Source organism: Pseudorhodoplanes sinuspersici (genome assembly GCF_002119765.1).
GTDB lineage: Bacteria > Pseudomonadota > Alphaproteobacteria > Rhizobiales > Xanthobacteraceae > Pseudorhodoplanes > Pseudorhodoplanes sinuspersici.
This window is the reverse complement of sequence record NZ_CP021112.1, coordinates 452,069-469,891: the sequence shown is the minus strand read 5'-3', so window position 1 is coordinate 469,891 and position 17,823 is coordinate 452,069. Positions and strand designations below refer to the sequence as shown.

The window sequence follows — 17,823 nt, the reverse complement described above, 5'->3', positions numbered from 1 at the left end:
CGTCAGGTACCCGTTTGTCGCAGTGATGGAGCCGTTGCAACGGCACGCAGGCGCTTCACTGCAGCTCGTGCGGATCTTCGATAGGGCACCACACGATCCTCCGATTCTGCGATCTCAGCGAGGAGCGCATCGGTCAGTGTAGTCTTTCCGGCGGACGTCTTGCCCGGACCAGCCGCGCGCCGCCGCCGTCCCTCCCAGAAAATCAGCTTGAGTTGCGCCGGCACGATGCCGGCTCGCAAATAATCCTCGAGCGGGAACATCGAGGCCGGGATCGCGGAGGCAAAGATGGTGTTCCGGCCGAACGCGTGGAGGTTGCAAATTACAGGAGGAGTGCAATTCTGCGAGTCAATTGGGGCCGTTGATGTGTACCGTCGGAACGGCCGGATGAGCTTGGAGCCAGGATAGGAACTGTTTAAGAATCGGGTTGTCATTGTTGCGGCGCCAATAGGCGACGAAACCGAGACGAGTCGGCCCATTGCCATCACGGACTTCGCGAAAGATGACACCTGGCCACGAAGGTGTGGAAGAGGATTCACAGATCAGTGTAACTCCGCGTTCGCCATCAACAGCGCTGATTATCGCGCTATGGTGAGCTTTGACATGCTTGATGAATGGCTGGTCGCCGGGCAGTGCTAGCTTGCCAATCAAGATGTCTCTGAGTTCCGGCCCGGGATCGCGCAGACTCATGATGAAGCGTTCGTTCCTCAGGTCCGTCCAATAAATAGACTCTCGCTCAACGAGCGCATGCGTTTTGTGGAACGCGACTAGGACACGTTCAGACCAAAGGCTCATATGGGAGTAATCCTTGTAGGCAGAGTCTCCTAGGACAAGAGCTATATCAATCGAGCCTCGATCCAGGAGAGGGATAAGCGCCAAGCGATCGTCCTCGATGATATTGAGGTCGAGTTGTGAGTGTTGACGAATAAACCCGAAGACATTATCCCGCAGCGGGCCGGCGAGCGGTGTGTAAAATCCGATATTGAGGCGGCCTGCGTTTCCTGCATTGGTCATCTTCGCGTAGCTTTCCATACCGTCGAGGTCTGCAAGTACGCGCCTTGCGATAATCAGGAAATCTTCCCCGTTCGCGGTGATCTGTGCGCCGCCGCTTGAGCGCTCGAACAGGAGCATGCCCAAGCGGTCCTCAAGCTCTCGAATACGTTTGCTCAAGGTTGGCTGCGTGATGTTAAGCGCCGCCGCGGCACGCCGGAAGCTACGGTGCTCTGCGGCGGCAACGATACAGCGGAGATGGGGAACCTTTATGTTCATGGCAGACATCACGTCATCCCGACGGCCTCGTGCTGGTTGCGCTATCTAAAGCGGCGACATTTGTGAATTCCGTTGTTTTGGATCGTCGCCACGAAATGTACAGCGGACACCGCGAGAGGGAAATCGCCAGCAGGCTAGTCGACTTGGGCAGCGCGAGCCTGACTGTGAAGCATCCTCCCCGCTACGGGGAGGATGGACATGTCGTGCGACGACTTACTTCGGCGCCTTCAGCTTCACGTGGATGTTCTTTTCCTGCGTGAATGCAAACATCTCCTCGATGCATTCCTCGCGGCCGATGCCCGATTGCTTGTAGCCGCCGAACGGTGCGCCGATGAAATGTTTCGAGGTTTCGTTCACCCACACGAAGCCGGCTTCGACCGTCATCGCCGTGCGATGCGCGGTGGTGACATCGTTGGTCCAGATCGAACAGGTGAGACCGTATTCAACAGCGTTGACCTGATCGAGCATCGCCTTCTCGTCCGACCATTTGAAGATCGCCAGCACCGGGCCGAAGATTTCCTCGCGTGCGATTTTCATGTCGGCGGTGCAATCGGCGTAGATGCTGGGCTCGACATAGAAGCCGTTGGCGAGCTTCGGGTCGGATGGCCGTCCGCCGCCATGAAGCAGACGCGCGCCGTCAGCCTTGGCGGAATCCAAATACGACAGGACGCGCTCATACTGCGTCTTGGAGATGATCGCGCCCATCGTGGTGGCCGGATCGGTCGGAATGCCGGGCTTGTAGTAAGCGGCCTTCTCTTTCACCTTCGCCAGCACTTCGTCATAGATCTTCTCGTGGATGAAGGCGCGGCTGGTGGAGCCGCAGGACTGGCCGCACCAGGTGAAGTTCATGCCGCCGACAACGCCGCCGGCGACGTCATCCGGATCAGCGTCGGGATAAGCGATCAGCGCATTCTTGCCGCCGAGTTCGAGCAGCACCGGCTTGATCGTTTCGGCGGCCGACTCCATCACCGCGCGGCCGGTCGGCACGCTGCCGACCAGTGCGACCATCGCGATATCGGGATGACCCGACAGCCGCGCGCCGGCATCCCTGCCGCCCGGCACGACATTGAACACGCCGGGCGGAAACAGGCCGTCGCACAATTCCGCAAGACGCAGCGACGAGAGCGGTGCCTGCTCCGGCGGCTTCACGATGATGGTGTTGCCGGTGGCAAGAGCGGCGGCGGATTTGCCGGCGCAGAACATGAAGGGATGATTGAACGGGATGATGCGGCCGACAACGCCGCGCGGTTCACGCACGGAGAAGTTCACGGCATCCGGCCCCATCGGGATCGATGCGCCCTTCACCTCGGTGACAAGGCCGGCGAAGAACTCCATCTGCGCTGCGGCGATGGTGGCGTCCGCGAGCATTTCCTTGACCGGGTTGCCGCAATCGGCAGCGTCGATCATCGCCAGTTCGCCGGCATTGTCGCGCAGGATCTGGGCGACGCGCTTGAGGATGCGGGCGCGCTCCAGCGGCGGCACCGGGCGCCATTCCTTGAAGGCCGCCTTGGCCGAGGCAATGGCCGCATCCATGTCGGCGACACCGCAATCGGCCACCTGGCCGAGCGACTCCCCCGTGCCCGGATTGATGGTATCGACATAGCGGCCGTCCTTCGGCGCATGCCATTTTCCGCCATAATACGCATCGCGATGGTCGGGCAGGGCCACCTTGCTTGGAATGGCGGGTTGCGGCGGAACGGCGGTGTTCATGATATCTCACTTTTTTGAACTGGATGCTGCTGAAGCGTGGGCTGCTAGTGCACCCAATTTCATACTAATAATACTTAGAATGCTAAACAATGAAAATGAAGCGTCGAGGGGAGGGATTTTGAAAACAATATTTGCCCTGATTGTGAGCGTGAGTGTCCTATTGATCGGGGACGCCAGCGCGCAGACCCAGCCGATAAGACTATTGGTCCCTTATGCGCCCGGTGGGTTCCCAGATACGGTTGCCTAGATTATCGCTCGCGAGTGCCTGGCCATCCGAGTTGCTCGTCGGATCAATAGCATTGGCGTCATCGAAACGCTGGCGGATGTGATGCTCACCAAGGGCATCCCGGAACACATTCGTTCAGACAATGGAGCAGAGATGACATCCAGGATCGTACAAAACTGGCTAACGGGGCTGGGATCAAAGCCGCTCTACATCGAGCCTGGCAGTCCATGGGAGAACGGCTATTGCGAGTCCTTCAACGGCAAGCTGCGCGACGAATGCCTCAATCAGGAAATCTTCTACAGTCTGAAGGAGGCTCGAGTCGTCTTCGAGCAATGGCGCAATCAATACAACACCGTCCGACCGCACTCATCGCTCGGATACCGACCACCAGCGACATCGACAGGCTTATGCCAACTCTAGATCACCCGACGGCCATGCAATAATCTCTATCCGCTTGGTCCAAAACATCCGTCAGGTCAGTCGATCGTCCAATAGTTCCGGCTGACATCAGACATTACCAAGTGGATTCGATGTGCGATGTCATTCCGGTAGTCGAGCAGCCGCTTAAGCTCAGCAGCTTTGTCGCGGTGAAAATGCCGATCTTGATGGCGAAAGCGATGGCGGTCTGACCGATGAAGGAAAAAAGATGGAGGAGTTGTGGGAGGGAGAGGCTGTCAGGCTTGCGAACGAGGAAGAAGATGCGTTGCTTAAGAAGGGTGCGCAGCTAACGAAACTGGGTGCCGAGCAGGGCGCCAAGGTGACCGCTGCTTTTGAGCAAGGAGTTTGGAACCTTGTCGCATCGAAGGAGCCAAAAGAGGCTGCTGAGTTCCAAGCGTTTGCAAAGAGGAACGGGCTTTCCAATTGAATTATCAGGAGGGCCGGCGGTTATTTCGGCTCTACCGAAGCTGCGGCTACAGGTGTTTTCGGAGCCCTCGTCGTTGCTATCGTCTATGGTGGCTTTTCGAGGAAGATGATCGTTGAGTCATTCGTTACTGGCGTTACGGTGTCCGCCCTGCTTCTGCTGATTATGTGCTGCGCTGAATGTTTAGCCAGATATTGACTTTTGCTGGCGCACCGCAAGCGTTTGGTCAGTTGGTGAGTGTATTGAAGTTGCCGGCATGGCTCATGATCCTGATCATGCTCGCGCTGCCATTCTTTCTGCATATCTTCCTATTTCTTGATCAGGTGGCTCTCTTGTTTGTTCTTGTGCCGATTTATCGGCCGATTATCGCCGCCTATCAAATTCACGAGATCTGGTTTTATACGATGCTTCTTATCGTCGCTACGGTCGGCGGCATCTCACCACCGTTCGGTTATACGCTTTTTGCTATGAAAAGCGCACTTCCGAATGTGTCGATGTCGGAGTTCTACAAGGCGGCCTGGCCGTTTGTCTGGATCATATGTCTCAGCATTGTAATTGTGGCGTTCTTCCCGACGATCGTGACCTATCTACCCGATCGAATGGGCCGTTAAGCGACGATGCGGAAAGGATACGACTACATCATTGTCGGCGCTGGGTCTGCGGGGTGTATGATAGCGGCCCGTCTCACCGAGGATTCAGGAGGCACGGTGCTTCTACTTGGGGCCGAGGGTTGGGATCATGACCCTTGACTATTGATGTTATCGGGCATTGGCGATCCCAAGGAACTTTGGGATGCAAACATAAAAACGGTAATCCCATTGCCCGGCGTGGGAAAGAACCTTCGCGACCATTTGATTTCAGCGAAATCGATCGTGTTTCTGCGGCCATAAAGTCTTCTGGAATCAGCGTCGAATAGCACTTTTTGGAACCGATAGATCAGCCGCATGTTGATTTGGTGTAAACAGCCAGCAAGGCGGGCTGGACGTGGCTCTATTTTTGGAATAAACTTAGAAAACTAAGTAAAGCGACGGCGTCATCCAGCGCTCGGGAAGGAGTCAAGCATGCTCACGTCGGCAGAGAACGAACTTTTGTGTCGCGTCGAGGGAGACTCGCCGATGGGCCGCCTCATGCGGCGGCATTGGGTGCCGGCCATACTATCTGAGCAACTCCAGCCGGACGGTCGACCGATACGTGTGCAATTGTTTGGCGAAAAGCTTGTCGCATTCCGTAATTCTGACGGAGAGGTGGGAATTCTAGGGGAATTCTGTCCCCATAGAAAGGCGTCGCTGGCCTTTGGGCGCAATGAGGAATGTGGTCTCCGCTGTCTGTATCACGGTTGGAAGTTCGACACCGACGGAAGCGTGCTTGATATGCCATCGGAGCCTAAGGAAAGCGCTCTTCGAGAAAAGGCAAAGCATCTTTCTTATCCAACGCGAGAAGTTGGAGGATTTGTTTGGACCTACATGGGGCCGGCGGACCTTATGCCCGATTTCGAGAGACCCTCGTGGGCGCCACAAGAGAACACGCGCGTCGCAATCGCAAAAATTGAATTGCCGTGCAACTGGGCGCAAATCATGGAGGGGCAGATAGACTCAGCCCATTCTTCCAGCTTGCATTCCTCTGACATGCGTCCGGCGAAAGGTGAGGCGACTGCGAAAGACGATCACTGGGTTCGTCCGTCTACTGATAAGAATCCGCGTATTCAAGTTCAGTTAACCGGCTATGGAATGCGCTATGCGGCAATTAGGCGGCCAATTACAAACTCGAATACACACGACTACGTTCGCATAACCACATATGTTGCCCCCTTTACCGCACTTATCCCACCAAACAGCTCATATAACGTAGCGAGCGTGATAGTTCCTCGAAATGATACGAGCAGTTACTTCCATTTTATCGCGTGGGCAAATGAAGATAAGCTTGGAATCGAGACTGATGCTTGGCGCAAGTTCTGCGTTCTCGTCCTCGGTGACGACGTCGATGCGAATTTTAGACCCATCAAGCGCAACGCTGGCAATGATTATCTCCAGGATAGAGATTTGATGGAAACCGGCCATTTCACCGGGATTCCTGGTATCCCGAACCAGGATATCGCGATGTGGGAATCCATGGGATCTATTGCGGATCGAACGCAGGAGCGGCTAGGGGCAAGCGATATTGCAATTGTTCAGTTTCGGCGGTTAATGCTCGAAGCCGTTCAAGAGTTTGAAAAGAGCCAACAGGTAATTGGCCAAGTCGAGCCAAAGCTCCCGCAAGCCAAGCTTTGTTCATATCAGGGCGTTGTGGAAAAGACCTTGCCGTGGCGAATGCTTGGCGCCTCAGACGAAGAGGTCGCAGTCCTCCAGGGACTGGAAGAAGACGAGACCGAGAAGGAAATGGCCGGGGCGGCGGCTTAGCTGTCGCGTCGAGTTAGATTGCTTCTCAAATAAAACTTGGGCTTTAGTCGATCAATGGGGCCCGCTTGGCTTTGGCGAAGAACCCAAACACTAATACAGAACCAAAGATGTCGCTTATACGCTTGGAAGCCAAGGAAGACGAGAAGACTGGTCTCTTCTATCTTGAGATCTATCATCCTGCTGACGCCGAACAACCGCTTGTAACCACTGAGCCGCGCTACAAAACGGCGGCAGCGGCAGAAAACGATTTCATTGCCATAATCGCTACAAAAACGAACTTGCTCAGATGAAATCGCTGAATGCAGCGGAGGGGTGCGTCCCCGCGCCGCCACCTTGAGGCCCTTTCAAACGCGCTGCCGTCTTTAAGCGGAAAAACCGGGCTAGACTGATACGCTGGCGCAAATTTCCTGTCTCCGATGCACGACGAGCAGGGGACAGGCTTTGCTCGGCATATATCGTGTAATGGGCATACAGTCGAAATTCGAATTGAGTGAATTCAGTAAGATAGCCGGACCATAGAGGACGTACGCTTGGTGCCGCACTGAATCGCTACCCGCTATATGATAGTGAGATTTCTCCATTCGACTTCGCGGATTCTAGGATCGCTAGACAAATCTCCAGCGTTGCAAGTCCCCATTGGCCAGAATGTAGCGGAACTCTGCCGTTAACAACGGCCTCATATAGTTCATCAACTACTTCGGCACGCGGCACGCGAGGCTCCGGGATTTCTTCGAACCACCTTTCGTCGTCACCGTAAACGAAAATCCCATTCGGCATGGGCCGAAGATCAGCGCGCTCGCAACTAACGATAAAGAGCCCAAAATGATTGTGCGAAATGTCTGAACTGAGTGAAAATTCCTCTCTGCCAACGGTCCCGTAGGCCCGCCGATTCTTCATGTTGGTCTCATCTTCCGGCGACCTTGCCTCTTTTAGTGCCCGGCGGGCCTGGCCGTAAACATCTGGGTCGCGCCGTTGCCCGAGTTCGCCACGCCATCCATTAAATTCGTCGCTGTCAAAGTGAGCATAACCACTATATGTAAGCGACGCGAAACTGGCGTCCGAAAATAATACTTGCGCATTGTAGGCGCCTTCTGTTGGGCGTTTTGGGTCCCATATGCCAGTCACGGCGCGCACGCACCGCGCAGGCGAAGTCGCTAATAGTCGTACAATGTCGATTTGATGTGCGGCTTGGCTAAAAACCACTCCTCCGCCGTGGAGTGTGTCAAGTTCTTCCGGGCGCCGCGGTCGGTACAGAAAATCGGTAAAGTTTATCGCGTTGATCATCCTGACACTTCCGAATGAGCCGGATGAAATGAGTTCGCGCGTTTTCAGGTAGGGTAGGTCGTAGCTGTGGCTGTGTCCGACGAGAAGATGGATACTGGCTGCTTTCGCGGCGGAGATCATTTCGAGGCAATCGTCTGTGGAGAGAGCCATCGGCTTCTCGACAAGGACGTGTTTCCCATACGCTGCCGCAATTTTTACATGAGCTACGTGATATTGATGAGGCGAGGCGACATAGACTGCTTGAACACTGGGGTCGGCACATAGTTCTTCAATTGTGTCATATCCCTTCGCTTCGAATTCTCTCGAAAAGCTTTCAACAGCCTCGTGGCGAGGATCAGTTGCGGCAACGAGCGCAATCTTTGGATGAGCTACGAATGTAGGCAGCATAAGCGTGAATGCTCGGCCAAGTCCAACGATGCCAAGACGAAGAACGTTATCCAAGACGCCAACCTCCGGCGATCATATATCTAGGGTAATTGATGCGCTCTTTGCGCGAGATACGCAGATCATGATTTCGTTCTTCTGTTCCTTGTCGGAAAGAACGAGATCTCGGTGATCGGGAGTGCCGTCCGTAAAGCGAACTCGACATGTTCCACAGGTGCCGCTCTCGCATGAACTGGCTAATTCGTGTCCATGCACGCGAAGTGTATCAAGGATGGAGGCGCCGACATCCACGGTATATACGTTCCCGCTTCGCGCGAGCTTGACTTCAAAGGGCTTGTCGTCAGGTTTCGATGTGGTTCCAACGCCAAAATCTTCGAAGTGCACTGCAGTTTCCGGCCAGTGGCCAGTCATATCGCGAACGCTATCCATTAATCCGCGAGGGCCGCAGCAGTAGAGATGGGCCCCTTTCTGCTCTTCAAGTATTGGCCACAGATCATAGGCCTGATCCCGATCGCCATTGTCGTTGTGAAGCACGACCGTTTGCGCGAATGCAGCCGCTTCGAATTCTTCCCGGAATGCCATCATTTCTGGGGTGCGCGCGAAATAGAAGAGCTTGAAGTTCTGCTTTCCGTTCCGAACGCATTGCAAAATCATTGACCTTATGGGTGTAATGCCAATCCCGCCCGCAACGAAGATGTAGTTCCTTGGTTCGGCCGCCGACATCTCAAATTCGTTTGCCGGCGCCTCCACGGACACAACGTCCCCAACATTAACGTCTCTGGTAAAGCTTAACGAGCCTCCGCGGCCGTTCTTTTCCTGCTTGATGGCTATGACGTAGCGGTCGCGTTCGCTGCTATCGTTGCACAAGGAGTAGCGGCGTTTTTGTCCAGAAGGCGTTGAAACCGTTATGTGTGAGCCGGCCGTGAATGCGGGCAGTTCGGTGCCCTCATGGGACCTGAGTTCAAACATGAAAATGCCATCGGCAATTTCGTCTTTTTTTGAGACCCTCACAATGAGTTCGCTCGTGCCTGATTCTGACTTCATAGCCATCCTTTTACAGAAACTTAGAATACTAAGTAACGGCCTTCAAGTCCTAGATTTCTAGAGCGGGGATAGTTGGGATGCCTTTCTGCCTCTGTGACAGAAGCCGGCTAGTTCCGGTGCTTATCAATAGTGCGCAGCAAACTTGTCGACACGCTCTCCAGCGTCCCGGACGGAGAATCTGAAGCGGATCGACTGTTTGTAGCCTCTGCAAGCGCTGTCATGACCGATGCGCTGGCGACTGGGGAACTTGGGAAGAAAGAACGGAAGTTGGCTAGTTTTAATGCTGTCTTGGCCACATTTTGATGCGCCCCGGGGACGTCGTTAAATCAATTGCTCAAACAAGGACCATTATCCTATAATTGCACGTGGGTGTCCGAAATACGATTCCGCGGATGGGTTGCAAAGGAGCTAACGAGGTGACTGGCAGTCAAGGAACGAAGAAAAAAGTCCAGCCGCGCCAAACTCGTGTGAAAATGTCGGCCGAGATCGATTTACCTTTCGAGGAGAGCGTAGGGTACCAGGTTCGCGCCACCCACCGAGCCTTGCAGCGTTTCTTACAGCTTAAAATCGAACCCTACGGCGTCAGCCTTGGGATGTGGTATTTCCTGCGCGCCCTTTGGAACGAGGACGGGCTAACCCAGCGGGAGTTATCAAGACGGGTGGGCACAACGGAGCCCACTACTCTGACCGCAATCTTAAGTATGGAGCGCAGTGGTCTCATTCGACGAGCGCAAAACAAGAATGATCGCCGTCGTATGCATGTCTATCTCAGTCCGAAAGGACGGGACTTGAAAAGCGAATTGATGCCTCTTGCGCGGTCTGTGGTAGCGACGGCAGTCCATGGGTTTTCTGCTGCCGAGACAAAGAGTTTGCTGGCTGCGCTTGCAGATGTTCAGCGAAATATCCAAGCCAGCTTGTCTCAACTTGATGAAACACGATTGATTTAGCCATAGCGTCGTTCAGACGTCTGTACCCTGGCCTCGCTTTCGCTTTCTGTTAAAGACGCGCCATTACCCAGCAACATCGTCCCATGATGTTTCCTGGAATAGTCGTTTCGCGGGTGCCGGCGGCAGTTCTATTGATGCTCACCCAGGATCATCAATCTGCTGCTTTTGTCTTCTGCAGAGGGTGACGAGCCGCTCGACCATGGCGCTTTTGGGCTCGGCTAGATCCGCGATGACATTGAAGTGGTGTTTGCCCGGCACAGCTTCGTAGCTGGTTTTCACGCCTTCGGCGCCCCATGTGTCGGCAATCGCTTTCGATTGCCGTACGAATTCTGGCAATTCGGCGGCTCCGACGATCACATCGAGCGTCTTGCCTGTCGGTGCTGGCCAGAACAGCGGTGATGATGCGCGCGCGCCGGCATTGTCCAGCTTGTAATCGGCGTTCATGTCGGTGTGGACCAATGGTGTGAGGTCAAACACACCCGAGATGGCCAGACCGGTCGGCAAAAGATCACGCGGCGCACCTGCGTCGAGCTTGGTCCAGTCAGTTGCCATCACGCAAGCCGTTAGATGACCGCCGGCGGAGTGGCCATACACCGTCATGTGCCGGGCGAATCGCTTCCACAAAAACAGTGTCGCAGCGCGCATTTGTTCAATGATTTCGGCGAGGGTTACTTGCGGGCTAAGGTCGTACCCGGCCATCGCGACATTAATTCCGCGCTCAGTCAGCCCGCGAGCAAGATGGCTATGTTCCTTCGGGCTGAGGGCCCGCCAATAGCCGCCATGAATGAAGATGGCCCACGGCGCGTCATTCTCACCGTGAAAAAGATCAACAATCTGTCGGCTGGTTGAGCCATAGCGTACGTCAAGTTCAGCCCGTCCCTGCCTGGACATAGCGTTGCGATAGGTTGCGGCGTCCTTTTCCCATTGCGCAATGATTTGCGGGAGTTCGGGCACGTGCGCCCGGTTATTGTAGGCTGCGTTATTGTCGATCGTCATTAGTGTCTGTCCATCTGGCGCGTCATATTCGCGCCTAGCTTTGAAGGGGCCGGTGCAGCCGCTTTTCGGCTGCCGCAACCTCAGGGCCATACGCCTTGACGTCTCAATGGCGCACAGATAATTAGTTATCTAATTAATCAATTCGACCCCTTGGCGCAAGACTTGCGCCAAGGGGGAAAAGCTTCGGAAATTGAGGGTGCTGGGTTCACGGCGCCATGCTCACCGAGCGGGGAAGAGAAGCGCTCATGACCTCTGATATTCTGAGAACCACAAACTATCCCGATGGCGGAGAGGCGGTTCTTGAGGCATTTCGGAACATCGGCATCGATTATATTATTTCTTCCCCCGGTTCTGAGTGGCCATCACTTTGGGAAGCGCTTGCTCGCCAAAAAAGGAATGAAACTGACGGTCCAATCTACTTGGACTGCGGTCATGAAATTTTGGCAGTCACTATGGCTGCGGCATACACGCAAATAACCGGCCGAATTCAGGTCGTTGTTTTGCACGCTGGTGCAGGGCTTCTTCAAGGGGCCATGGCCATAAATGCGTGCCGCGCAATGGAAATTCCCATGCTGATTATGTCAGGAGAGGCATTGGGCTTTGGTGAGACCTCGTTCGATCCGGGCTCGCAATGGTATCGGAATCTCAGCGTTGTTGGTGGCAACCAAAGATTGGCGGAGCCCATCACCAAATGGGCGCAACAGGTTCCAAATAGCGCAACTCTCTATCAAAGCGTTGTGCGAGCCGCGGAATTGGCCCAACGCCAGCCTAAAGGTCCTACCTACCTTTGTGTATCAATGGAAACGCTACTTGAGGACTGGAAAAATCCACCTCACCGAACCGCGGTCGCAGCGAGTCCTAAGGTGCAACCACTAGAAGCTGATATCGAGAGTGTAGCGAAGCTGATTGTCGAGGCGAAGTCGCCGATAATATATGTTGAAAATCTGGGTGCCCATAACGAGGCCTTTGAGGCGTTACAAGAGTTGGCGATAGGAGCCGGGATTCCAGTTGTTGAGGGGCAGGGAGCATTTTTCGGCAACTTTCCGAAATCTAATCCTCTTTACGCTGGGCAGGATGTGAGGCCTTTCTTAGACGAAATTGACCTCTGTCTTTTAGTCGAATGTCGAGCGCCATGGTACCCTCCGAGCAATACGCCAAAAGGCGCTACTGTTGTATCAGTAGCGGAGAATTCGCTTAAAAATCATATGGTCTACCAAACGATGTACGCGGACCGATATCTCGAAGGTGACGTGGCGTCGATTCTGAAGTTGCTGAGCCAATCCGTTCAGCGCGCCGGGTTGCAGACGAGGGCGAAAGAGCAACGAACAAGGCTGTGGGCCGACAGGCACAGAAGCAATCTTGAGGTTCTGGCCGCGGCAGAAGCAGAAGCGGAACAAAGCGAAATAATATCCGTTCCTGCTCTGGCGAAGGCGATGCGAGAATGTTTGCCGCAAGAGAGTGCCTACGTTGATGAGACCATTATGCACTCCAATGCTTTGCGCGCGCATCTGAATTGGCGTGACCCTCAAACCTTTTTCAGAGCCCCAAGCGGCTTGGGTCAAGGAGTTGGCTACGCGTTAGGGGTTAAGCTTGCGCTCCGTGAACGATTTGTTGTCTTTCTCGTCGGAGACGGCACGTTCATGTACAATCCGATCATACCCGCGCTGGCCTTTGCGGAAGAGCACAAGCTGCCGGTGCTTGTCATCGTGCTGAACAATTCAAAGTATTCTGCAATGCAGTATTTTCATGATCGATTCTACCCAAGCGGGGTTTCGATGATGGATCAAAGCTATTTTGGGGTGAATATCACAGGTTCAAAATACGAAGAAGCAGCGAACTTAGTAGATGGGTATTCGAAACGGGTTCTCGTCACTAGCGAACTTCGCGACGCGCTCCTTGAGGCAAAGCGCTATGTGCTTGGCGGGAAATGTGCCGTGTTGAACATCGAGATGCCGGAGTTGGGCAGCGCGCAAACTCTAAGGTGAGAGTGGCTAAGTTCACGCAGATCATCGGCTGGTGAGGAACTCAATCGTCTAGGTTCCCTTGGGGTATTTCTACCTGCCGACCAAACACTAATGCCATATTGCCTTCAATCCGCTTAAGCACGGATTTGAAGGTCTCTAGCTCGCTTTTAGGGATGTCTTTGATGCCCCATTTGATTAGCTCAAAAGCAAACGGGAGAAGTTCGTCGCGGAGCTGTGTACCCTTTGGCGTAACCGACAGGAGAATTTGTCGCATGTCAGTCTTGTTTCGTGTGCGCTGAATATACCCAGTTCGTTCCAACTGAGAAAGCGCGATCACCGCGGCGGGTTCTGTAGAGCCGATGCGCTTGCAAAGTTCGCGCTGCGTAATCTCATCCTCAATCCAAAGAGATCGAAGGAAGATCCAATGCGAATAGCCCAGACCCTTCGGACGCATCTGTTCTTGCATCGCCAAACGAAAATAGCGTGATGTCCGACGAAGCAGCAGAGGGATATTGTCATGCAGAGGATCACGTATCGCTTGCAGATCGCTCGATCCTTGACGATCTCGGGTCGCAAACTCTTTCGTTCTAGATTCCAAGTTCGCACGAGCATTTTTTAGGCGAGGACTCGTTGGCCGTCTCGGCAAATGAAATGCTCCAGATCGAGAACAATAAAAAGTGCTTGACCAACCTATAGGTGAGCAAACTTGCGGTCAATCGCCCGTGCTCTCATGACTGGTGCATTGCTTTGTTCATTCGAAAGCACCGCGCCGATCGACACAATGGCGTTTCGGGTGAGCCGCGTGGGAAGTGAGGATGTCAGTTCACCTTTAAACTGACGAATAAGAATATTTCTTGACAGCATGAGGCTAAGGAATGTTTAGTTAGATAACTAATTAATAATTGGTCCGGCCGGCGCCCGTTGGGGGCAGGCCGCGGGGAGGAGTGCGGTTGTGCGAGACGACGATATTCCATGGACTAACATCCATGATGAAGCGGCGCTCCTGACCAAGGCTGCCTGGCCGACATCGGATCGATCTCCCGAAGGTCGGCCGCCGACGCTCCACCCCAAAAGTGATTTAGAACCGGAGAGGAAGATGGCTGAAGTTCTTGTGTGTCGTGCCGATGAGTTGAAATCAGGCTCACGAATCATCACGGTTGATAATGTTGAGATCGGTGTTTTCCGATACAAAGATGGCTTCGTTGCTTATAAGAATCTTTGCCCGCATCAAGGCGGACCCGCCTGCGAAGGAATGATTATTCCTCGTGTCGTCGCAGTTTTGGATGCAGATCAAGCCTTCAAGCGTAATGATTTCGACGAAAATGAGCCGCACTTTGTATGTCCGTGGCATGGATATGAATATCGGCTTGCGACGGGCGAATGCGTTGGCGACTCGACTATCCGTCTAAAGCGGTATGATACGATCGAGCGCGATGGTTGCGTCTATGTCCGTGTCTGAGACAACGCTCCAGGAAGCAGCTGGTATTCTGAATGCGGTTGTCGCGGGGCCGGTCGATATGATTTCGGATGCGGCGTTGCAGACGATTCTTACTAGCGCCGTTCGAGCTTACGCTGCACGCGTAGAACGCGGCGGCGGCTTGGCTCCATTCACCCCCAATGCGGTTACGGCGACCGATGTTGCCATAACTGCGACAGCGATGCTTGAAGCGGTGAATGTAGGAATCTTTGAATTGAGCATGTGGCAGTCCGTAAAGGGTCAGCGAGCCACTTAGTAGCTGTATTGGCGAGGCCGCTTGCTCGCCGAGAAGAACGATAAGAGAGGAATTGCTATGACATACGTCGATGTAAAAGGGCAGATCGATCAGACGCTTCACGATCCGTCGGTCGAAGAGTTCAACACAACGAAGCTCCTTAGGAACGCGGCCCGGCAGGCGGAACAGCGCAACTATAAGGACTTTTTGATCGTCGATTGCGATTCGCATCACTATGAAACGGATTTGTTGCCGGAAATTCTGCGTTTTATGGAGGATCCGGTTATCAAGCATGCTGGGCTTGCGCGAGGCCAACTTGGGCGCAGCGGTCTTGTTCCTCACATGGTTGGTTCACAAGACATGGCGGGAAGAATTACTCGGTATCCTGGTCGAGCAAACGAGAAGACGCCACCTGAGGAGCATCGTGAGATTACGCTGATGCGGCGTTGGATGGATGCTCTCGGCGTCGATATGGCCTGCATGTTTCCTACTCCCATGCTCGGATTGTCGACACATCCGCAGCTCGATGTCGAGGTTGCCCTTGCAAGGGCCTACAATCGGTGGCTTTGCGAGGTCGTTCTTGCGAGGGATCCGCGTCTCTGCTCCATGCTCTATCTGCCCCTTAATGCTCCAGACGAAGCGTTGCGCATGGTGGAGGAGTTCTCTGGGAAGACCGGAGTGATCGGCTTCATGGCGACAGGCAATCGCAACAGGCCAGTACACGACAATGCCTATATGAAGGTCTATTCTGCGCTCCAGGAACGCGATCTGCCTCTCGCGTTCCATGCTATCTACAATTGGAATGACCAGTCACTGGCTCAACTCAATAAGTTCATTTCAGTTCACGCCTTAGGTTTTACGCTCTGCAATATGGTCCACATGACAAACTGGATCATCAATGGTCTGCCGGAGCGATTCCCTAAGCTGAAGACTATTTGGATTGAGAGCGGATTGGCATGGATCCCATTTCTCATGCAACGTCTCGATAATGAATATATGATGCGGACGTCAGAGGCGCCTCTGTTGAAGCGAAAGCCGAGCGAGTACATGCGCGAGATGTTCTATTCGTCTCAGCCGATGGAAATGGTCGGCAATATAGAGATGTTGGAATCGACATTTAAGATGATCGGAGCTGAGACGCAACTGCTGTACTCGTCCGATTATCCGCATTGGGACATGGACCTTCCCAGCACGATCTATGACCTGCCCTTCCTAAGTGAGAACGCAAAGCGGAATATCCTGGGCGGGAATGCTCAGCGTCTATTCAAGCTTAACCCGGTCTTCTCTGACGTGAAACTCGCCGCCCGCCAGACGGCGGCGGACTAGCCTATTACGCCAAGTAGAATGGACCTGTTTCGGGTGCCCGGGGCGAATGAGGCCATCTTGTTCAAATTATTTGTCGTTTACGGATGAACGCTATGAAACCATTTTTGGTTGGAGATGAGTGGCGATCTGAAGGGCGGGGGGCTCTCACTTCGATCTGCCCCACTGACGGATCGATTGTGGCTGAAGTTGCGATAGCGTCCGCCCAGGATGTCGACGATGCAGTGAATGCTGCACGCGCAGCTTTCGAACTGCCAGCGTGGCGCGAGATGCCCAGCTATAAACGCGCAATGCTGTTGTCTAAGTTCGCAAGTCTTATTGAGCGGGACGCCCACCACCTTGCGACGATTCAGACAAAGGACAATGGGAAGCCTCTAAAGGAAAGTCTTGCTCAGGCGACTGCGGCTGCGGAGTTCTTTCGTTTCTTTGCCGCTGGGGCCGAGACGTTAGAGTCAAGTGTTGTTCCCAGTCGCGGCGAGTACTTCGGCTTCACCGAGTATGAGCCTGTCGGTGTTGTGGCTGCGATCACGCCCTGGAATTCGCCGCTCACGCTGGAAGCGCAGAAGCTGGCGCCCATCCTAGCTGCAGGAAATGCTGTTGTCTTAAAGTCATCGGAAGTGACCCCCCAGATTGGCCTTGAGTATGCTCGTCTAGCCTTGGAAGCGGAGTTCCCGCCGGGTATCGTGAACGTCGTCACGGGGCAAGGGGACGTTGGTCGCGCATTGGTGGAACACCCTGGCGTCGACATGATAACGTTCACTGGTGGAACCAAGACAGGGCGGAATATCGCCAAGGCGGCAGGTGCCCGGGGAGTGCCCGTTGTTCTTGAATTGGGTGGAAAGTCACCGAACGTTGTCTTCGCGGACGCCAATCTTGAACATGCACTTCATGGCGTGATGGCTGGAATTTTTCACAACGCCGGCCAATCCTGCATTGCGGGGTCCCGAGTGTTTATCGAGCGGGCGATTTACCACAAGTTCGTAGAGCTCTTGGTAAAGGCTGTTAAAACGTTGGTCGTTGGGGACCCATTCGACTCCCGCACTGACGTTGCGTCGCTTTCAAGTTTCGAACATCGCGACCTTGTCGAAGCGATGCTTTCAACTGACTCATCCATCGAAGTTCTTTGCGGGGGTAAACGGCCTTTTGGTGAGAAGTACAACGTGGGCGCCTTTTTTGAGCCGACGGTACTCGCGGTGGAGAATGATCATCCATTGGCTCAACAAGAGATATTTGGTCCCGTTGCCTGTGTTATTCCGTTTGACGATGAGGAACAGCTCGTCAATCTTGCGAATTCAACCGAATTTGGGCTTGCCTGTGGTGTATGGACGGAAAGCTTTCCGAAGGCTCTGAGGATGGGGCGGCGAATTCGGTCTGGAATGGTGTGGGTAAACACTTACAAGATTACAGCCGTGAACATGCCTTTCGGCGGCGTCAAAGCGAGTGGTTACGGACGAGAATGCGGCATAGCGGGAATGCGAACGTATATGGCCGAGAAGAGCTACTACGTCTCGACAAGTAGAGCGCCCATTCCATGGCCCCGATCCGAGATGTTTGCTGTCTAAAAGAGCAGTGTTCAACAGGAGGCGTTTGTTCGCCCATCACTGAGCGCCAGAATATCCACTCAAGTAAGCTCAATCGTTCTGATTGGTGCGGTATCGCACGTAGATGCAAGTACAAGGCTGCAAGAGCGGGCGGGAATGAGGTGAAGT

Annotated in this window: 16 protein-coding genes and 1 pseudogene; 10 read left to right on the top strand and 7 right to left on the bottom strand. The window is 54.1% G+C overall.

Annotation, left to right across the window (positions count from 1 at the left end; translation table 11 throughout):
• Positions 1-2: 2 nt before the first annotated feature.
• The 3 genes from CAK95_RS02305 to CAK95_RS02295 form a co-directional block, all read right to left on the bottom strand.
• Positions 3-260, bottom strand: coding sequence for a hypothetical protein (locus CAK95_RS02305; protein WP_086086355.1), 258 nt, complete (start codon positions 258-260; stop codon positions 3-5).
• Positions 261-345: 85 nt separating this feature from the next.
• Positions 346-1,275, bottom strand: a complete 930-nt coding sequence (locus tag CAK95_RS02300; RefSeq protein WP_086086354.1) for a LysR family transcriptional regulator — start codon at positions 1,273-1,275, stop codon at positions 346-348.
• A 204-nt stretch (positions 1,276-1,479) separates the two neighbouring features.
• Entirely contained in the window at positions 1,480-2,976 is a 1,497-nt protein-coding gene (locus tag CAK95_RS02295) for an aldehyde dehydrogenase family protein (protein ID WP_086086353.1), read from the bottom strand.
• 253 nt (positions 2,977-3,229) lie between these two features.
• Between CAK95_RS02295 and CAK95_RS02285 the strand changes: the two are divergent.
• The 5 genes and pseudogenes from CAK95_RS02285 to CAK95_RS02260 all read left to right on the top strand — a co-directional run.
• Positions 3,230-3,622 (top strand): annotated as a pseudogene (locus CAK95_RS02285) (integrase core domain-containing protein); the annotation flags it as partial.
• Between the two features lie 226 nt (positions 3,623-3,848).
• The gene (locus CAK95_RS02280; protein ID WP_086086350.1) at positions 3,849-4,067 is read left to right on the top strand and encodes a hypothetical protein; all 219 of its coding nucleotides are present in this window, start codon (positions 3,849-3,851) and stop codon (positions 4,065-4,067) included.
• 176 nt (positions 4,068-4,243) lie between these two features.
• A complete protein-coding gene (locus CAK95_RS02275) occupies positions 4,244-4,675 on the top strand; it encodes a TRAP transporter large permease subunit (protein WP_086086349.1) in 432 nt (143 codons plus the stop codon).
• Positions 4,676-5,125: 450 nt separating this feature from the next.
• Positions 5,126-6,460, top strand: a complete 1,335-nt coding sequence (locus tag CAK95_RS02265) for a Rieske 2Fe-2S domain-containing protein (protein WP_086086348.1) — start codon at positions 5,126-5,128, stop codon at positions 6,458-6,460.
• 65 nt (positions 6,461-6,525) lie between these two features.
• Positions 6,526-6,750 carry a hypothetical protein gene (locus CAK95_RS02260; RefSeq protein ID WP_157699508.1) on the top strand — a complete coding sequence of 75 codons (225 nt, stop codon included), beginning with the start codon at positions 6,526-6,528 and terminating at the stop codon, positions 6,748-6,750.
• Positions 6,751-7,009: 259 nt separating this feature from the next.
• On the opposite strand, the gene CAK95_RS02255 is transcribed toward CAK95_RS02260, so the two are convergent.
• Complete coding sequence (locus CAK95_RS02255) at positions 7,010-8,185, bottom strand: Gfo/Idh/MocA family protein (RefSeq protein ID WP_245303596.1); 1,176 nt, start codon at positions 8,183-8,185, stop codon at positions 7,010-7,012.
• Positions 8,186-8,203: 18 nt separating this feature from the next.
• Entirely contained in the window at positions 8,204-9,172 is a 969-nt protein-coding gene (locus CAK95_RS02250; RefSeq protein WP_086091147.1) for a PDR/VanB family oxidoreductase, read from the bottom strand.
• A gap of 416 nt (positions 9,173-9,588) precedes the next feature.
• Between CAK95_RS02250 and CAK95_RS02245 the strand changes: the two genes are divergently transcribed.
• Positions 9,589-10,119, top strand: coding sequence for a MarR family winged helix-turn-helix transcriptional regulator (locus CAK95_RS02245; RefSeq protein WP_157699507.1), 531 nt, complete (start codon positions 9,589-9,591; stop codon positions 10,117-10,119).
• Positions 10,120-10,257: 138 nt separating this feature from the next.
• On the opposite strand, the gene CAK95_RS02240 is transcribed toward CAK95_RS02245, so the two are convergent.
• Positions 10,258-11,115 carry an alpha/beta hydrolase gene (locus CAK95_RS02240; protein WP_086086344.1) on the bottom strand — a complete coding sequence of 286 codons (858 nt, stop codon included), beginning with the start codon at positions 11,113-11,115 and terminating at the stop codon, positions 10,258-10,260.
• Between the two features lie 245 nt (positions 11,116-11,360).
• Between CAK95_RS02240 and CAK95_RS02235 the strand changes: the two genes are divergently transcribed.
• The gene (locus CAK95_RS02235) at positions 11,361-13,100 is read left to right on the top strand and encodes a thiamine pyrophosphate-binding protein (protein ID WP_183044321.1); all 1,740 of its coding nucleotides are present in this window, start codon (positions 11,361-11,363) and stop codon (positions 13,098-13,100) included.
• Between the two features lie 40 nt (positions 13,101-13,140).
• Here CAK95_RS02235 and CAK95_RS02230 read toward each other — a convergent pair whose 3' ends face one another.
• Positions 13,141-13,545, bottom strand: coding sequence for a MarR family winged helix-turn-helix transcriptional regulator (locus tag CAK95_RS02230; RefSeq protein WP_086086342.1), 405 nt, complete (start codon positions 13,543-13,545; stop codon positions 13,141-13,143).
• Positions 13,546-14,175: 630 nt separating this feature from the next.
• Here CAK95_RS02230 and CAK95_RS02225 point away from each other — a divergent pair.
• The 3 genes from CAK95_RS02225 to CAK95_RS02210 all read left to right on the top strand — a co-directional run bounded on the left by CAK95_RS02225 (position 14,176) and on the right by CAK95_RS02210 (position 17,676).
• Positions 14,176-14,538, top strand: coding sequence for a Rieske (2Fe-2S) protein (locus CAK95_RS02225; RefSeq protein WP_086086341.1), 363 nt, complete (start codon positions 14,176-14,178; stop codon positions 14,536-14,538).
• A 331-nt stretch (positions 14,539-14,869) separates the two neighbouring features.
• Positions 14,870-16,117: an amidohydrolase family protein gene (locus CAK95_RS02215; protein WP_086091146.1), complete on the top strand. Its 1,248-nt coding sequence runs from the start codon at positions 14,870-14,872 to the stop codon at positions 16,115-16,117.
• An 83-nt stretch (positions 16,118-16,200) separates the two neighbouring features.
• Positions 16,201-17,676, top strand: coding sequence for an aldehyde dehydrogenase (locus tag CAK95_RS02210; protein ID WP_342587984.1), 1,476 nt, complete (start codon positions 16,201-16,203; stop codon positions 17,674-17,676).
• Positions 17,677-17,823: the final 147 nt, after the last annotated feature.

Excerpts from the sequence above, each read along its gene's own strand:
- CAK95_RS02280 (WP_086086350.1), top strand. The coding sequence starts at position 3,849 with ATGGAGGAGTTGTGGGAGGGAGAGGCTGTCAGGCTTGCGAACGAGGAA.
- CAK95_RS02305 (WP_086086355.1), bottom strand. The coding sequence starts at position 260 with ATGTTCCCGCTCGAGGATTATTTGCGAGCCGGCATCGTGCCGGCGCAA.
- CAK95_RS02210 (WP_342587984.1), top strand. The coding sequence starts at position 16,201 with ATGAACGCTATGAAACCATTTTTGGTTGGAGATGAGTGGCGATCTGAA.
- CAK95_RS02275 (WP_086086349.1), top strand. The coding sequence starts at position 4,244 with ATGTTTAGCCAGATATTGACTTTTGCTGGCGCACCGCAAGCGTTTGGT.
- CAK95_RS02295 (WP_086086353.1), bottom strand. The coding sequence starts at position 2,976 with ATGAACACCGCCGTTCCGCCGCAACCCGCCATTCCAAGCAAGGTGGCC.
- CAK95_RS02300 (WP_086086354.1), bottom strand. The coding sequence starts at position 1,275 with ATGTCTGCCATGAACATAAAGGTTCCCCATCTCCGCTGTATCGTTGCC.
- CAK95_RS02250 (WP_086091147.1), bottom strand. The coding sequence starts at position 9,172 with ATGAAGTCAGAATCAGGCACGAGCGAACTCATTGTGAGGGTCTCAAAA.
- CAK95_RS02235 (WP_183044321.1), top strand. The coding sequence starts at position 11,361 with ATGACCTCTGATATTCTGAGAACCACAAACTATCCCGATGGCGGAGAG.
- CAK95_RS02230 (WP_086086342.1), bottom strand. The coding sequence starts at position 13,545 with ATGCAAGAACAGATGCGTCCGAAGGGTCTGGGCTATTCGCATTGGATC.
- CAK95_RS02240 (WP_086086344.1), bottom strand. The coding sequence starts at position 11,115 with ATGACGATCGACAATAACGCAGCCTACAATAACCGGGCGCACGTGCCC.
- CAK95_RS02225 (WP_086086341.1), top strand. The coding sequence starts at position 14,176 with ATGGCTGAAGTTCTTGTGTGTCGTGCCGATGAGTTGAAATCAGGCTCA.
- CAK95_RS02215 (WP_086091146.1), top strand. The coding sequence starts at position 14,870 with ATGACATACGTCGATGTAAAAGGGCAGATCGATCAGACGCTTCACGAT.
- CAK95_RS02265 (WP_086086348.1), top strand. The coding sequence starts at position 5,126 with ATGCTCACGTCGGCAGAGAACGAACTTTTGTGTCGCGTCGAGGGAGAC.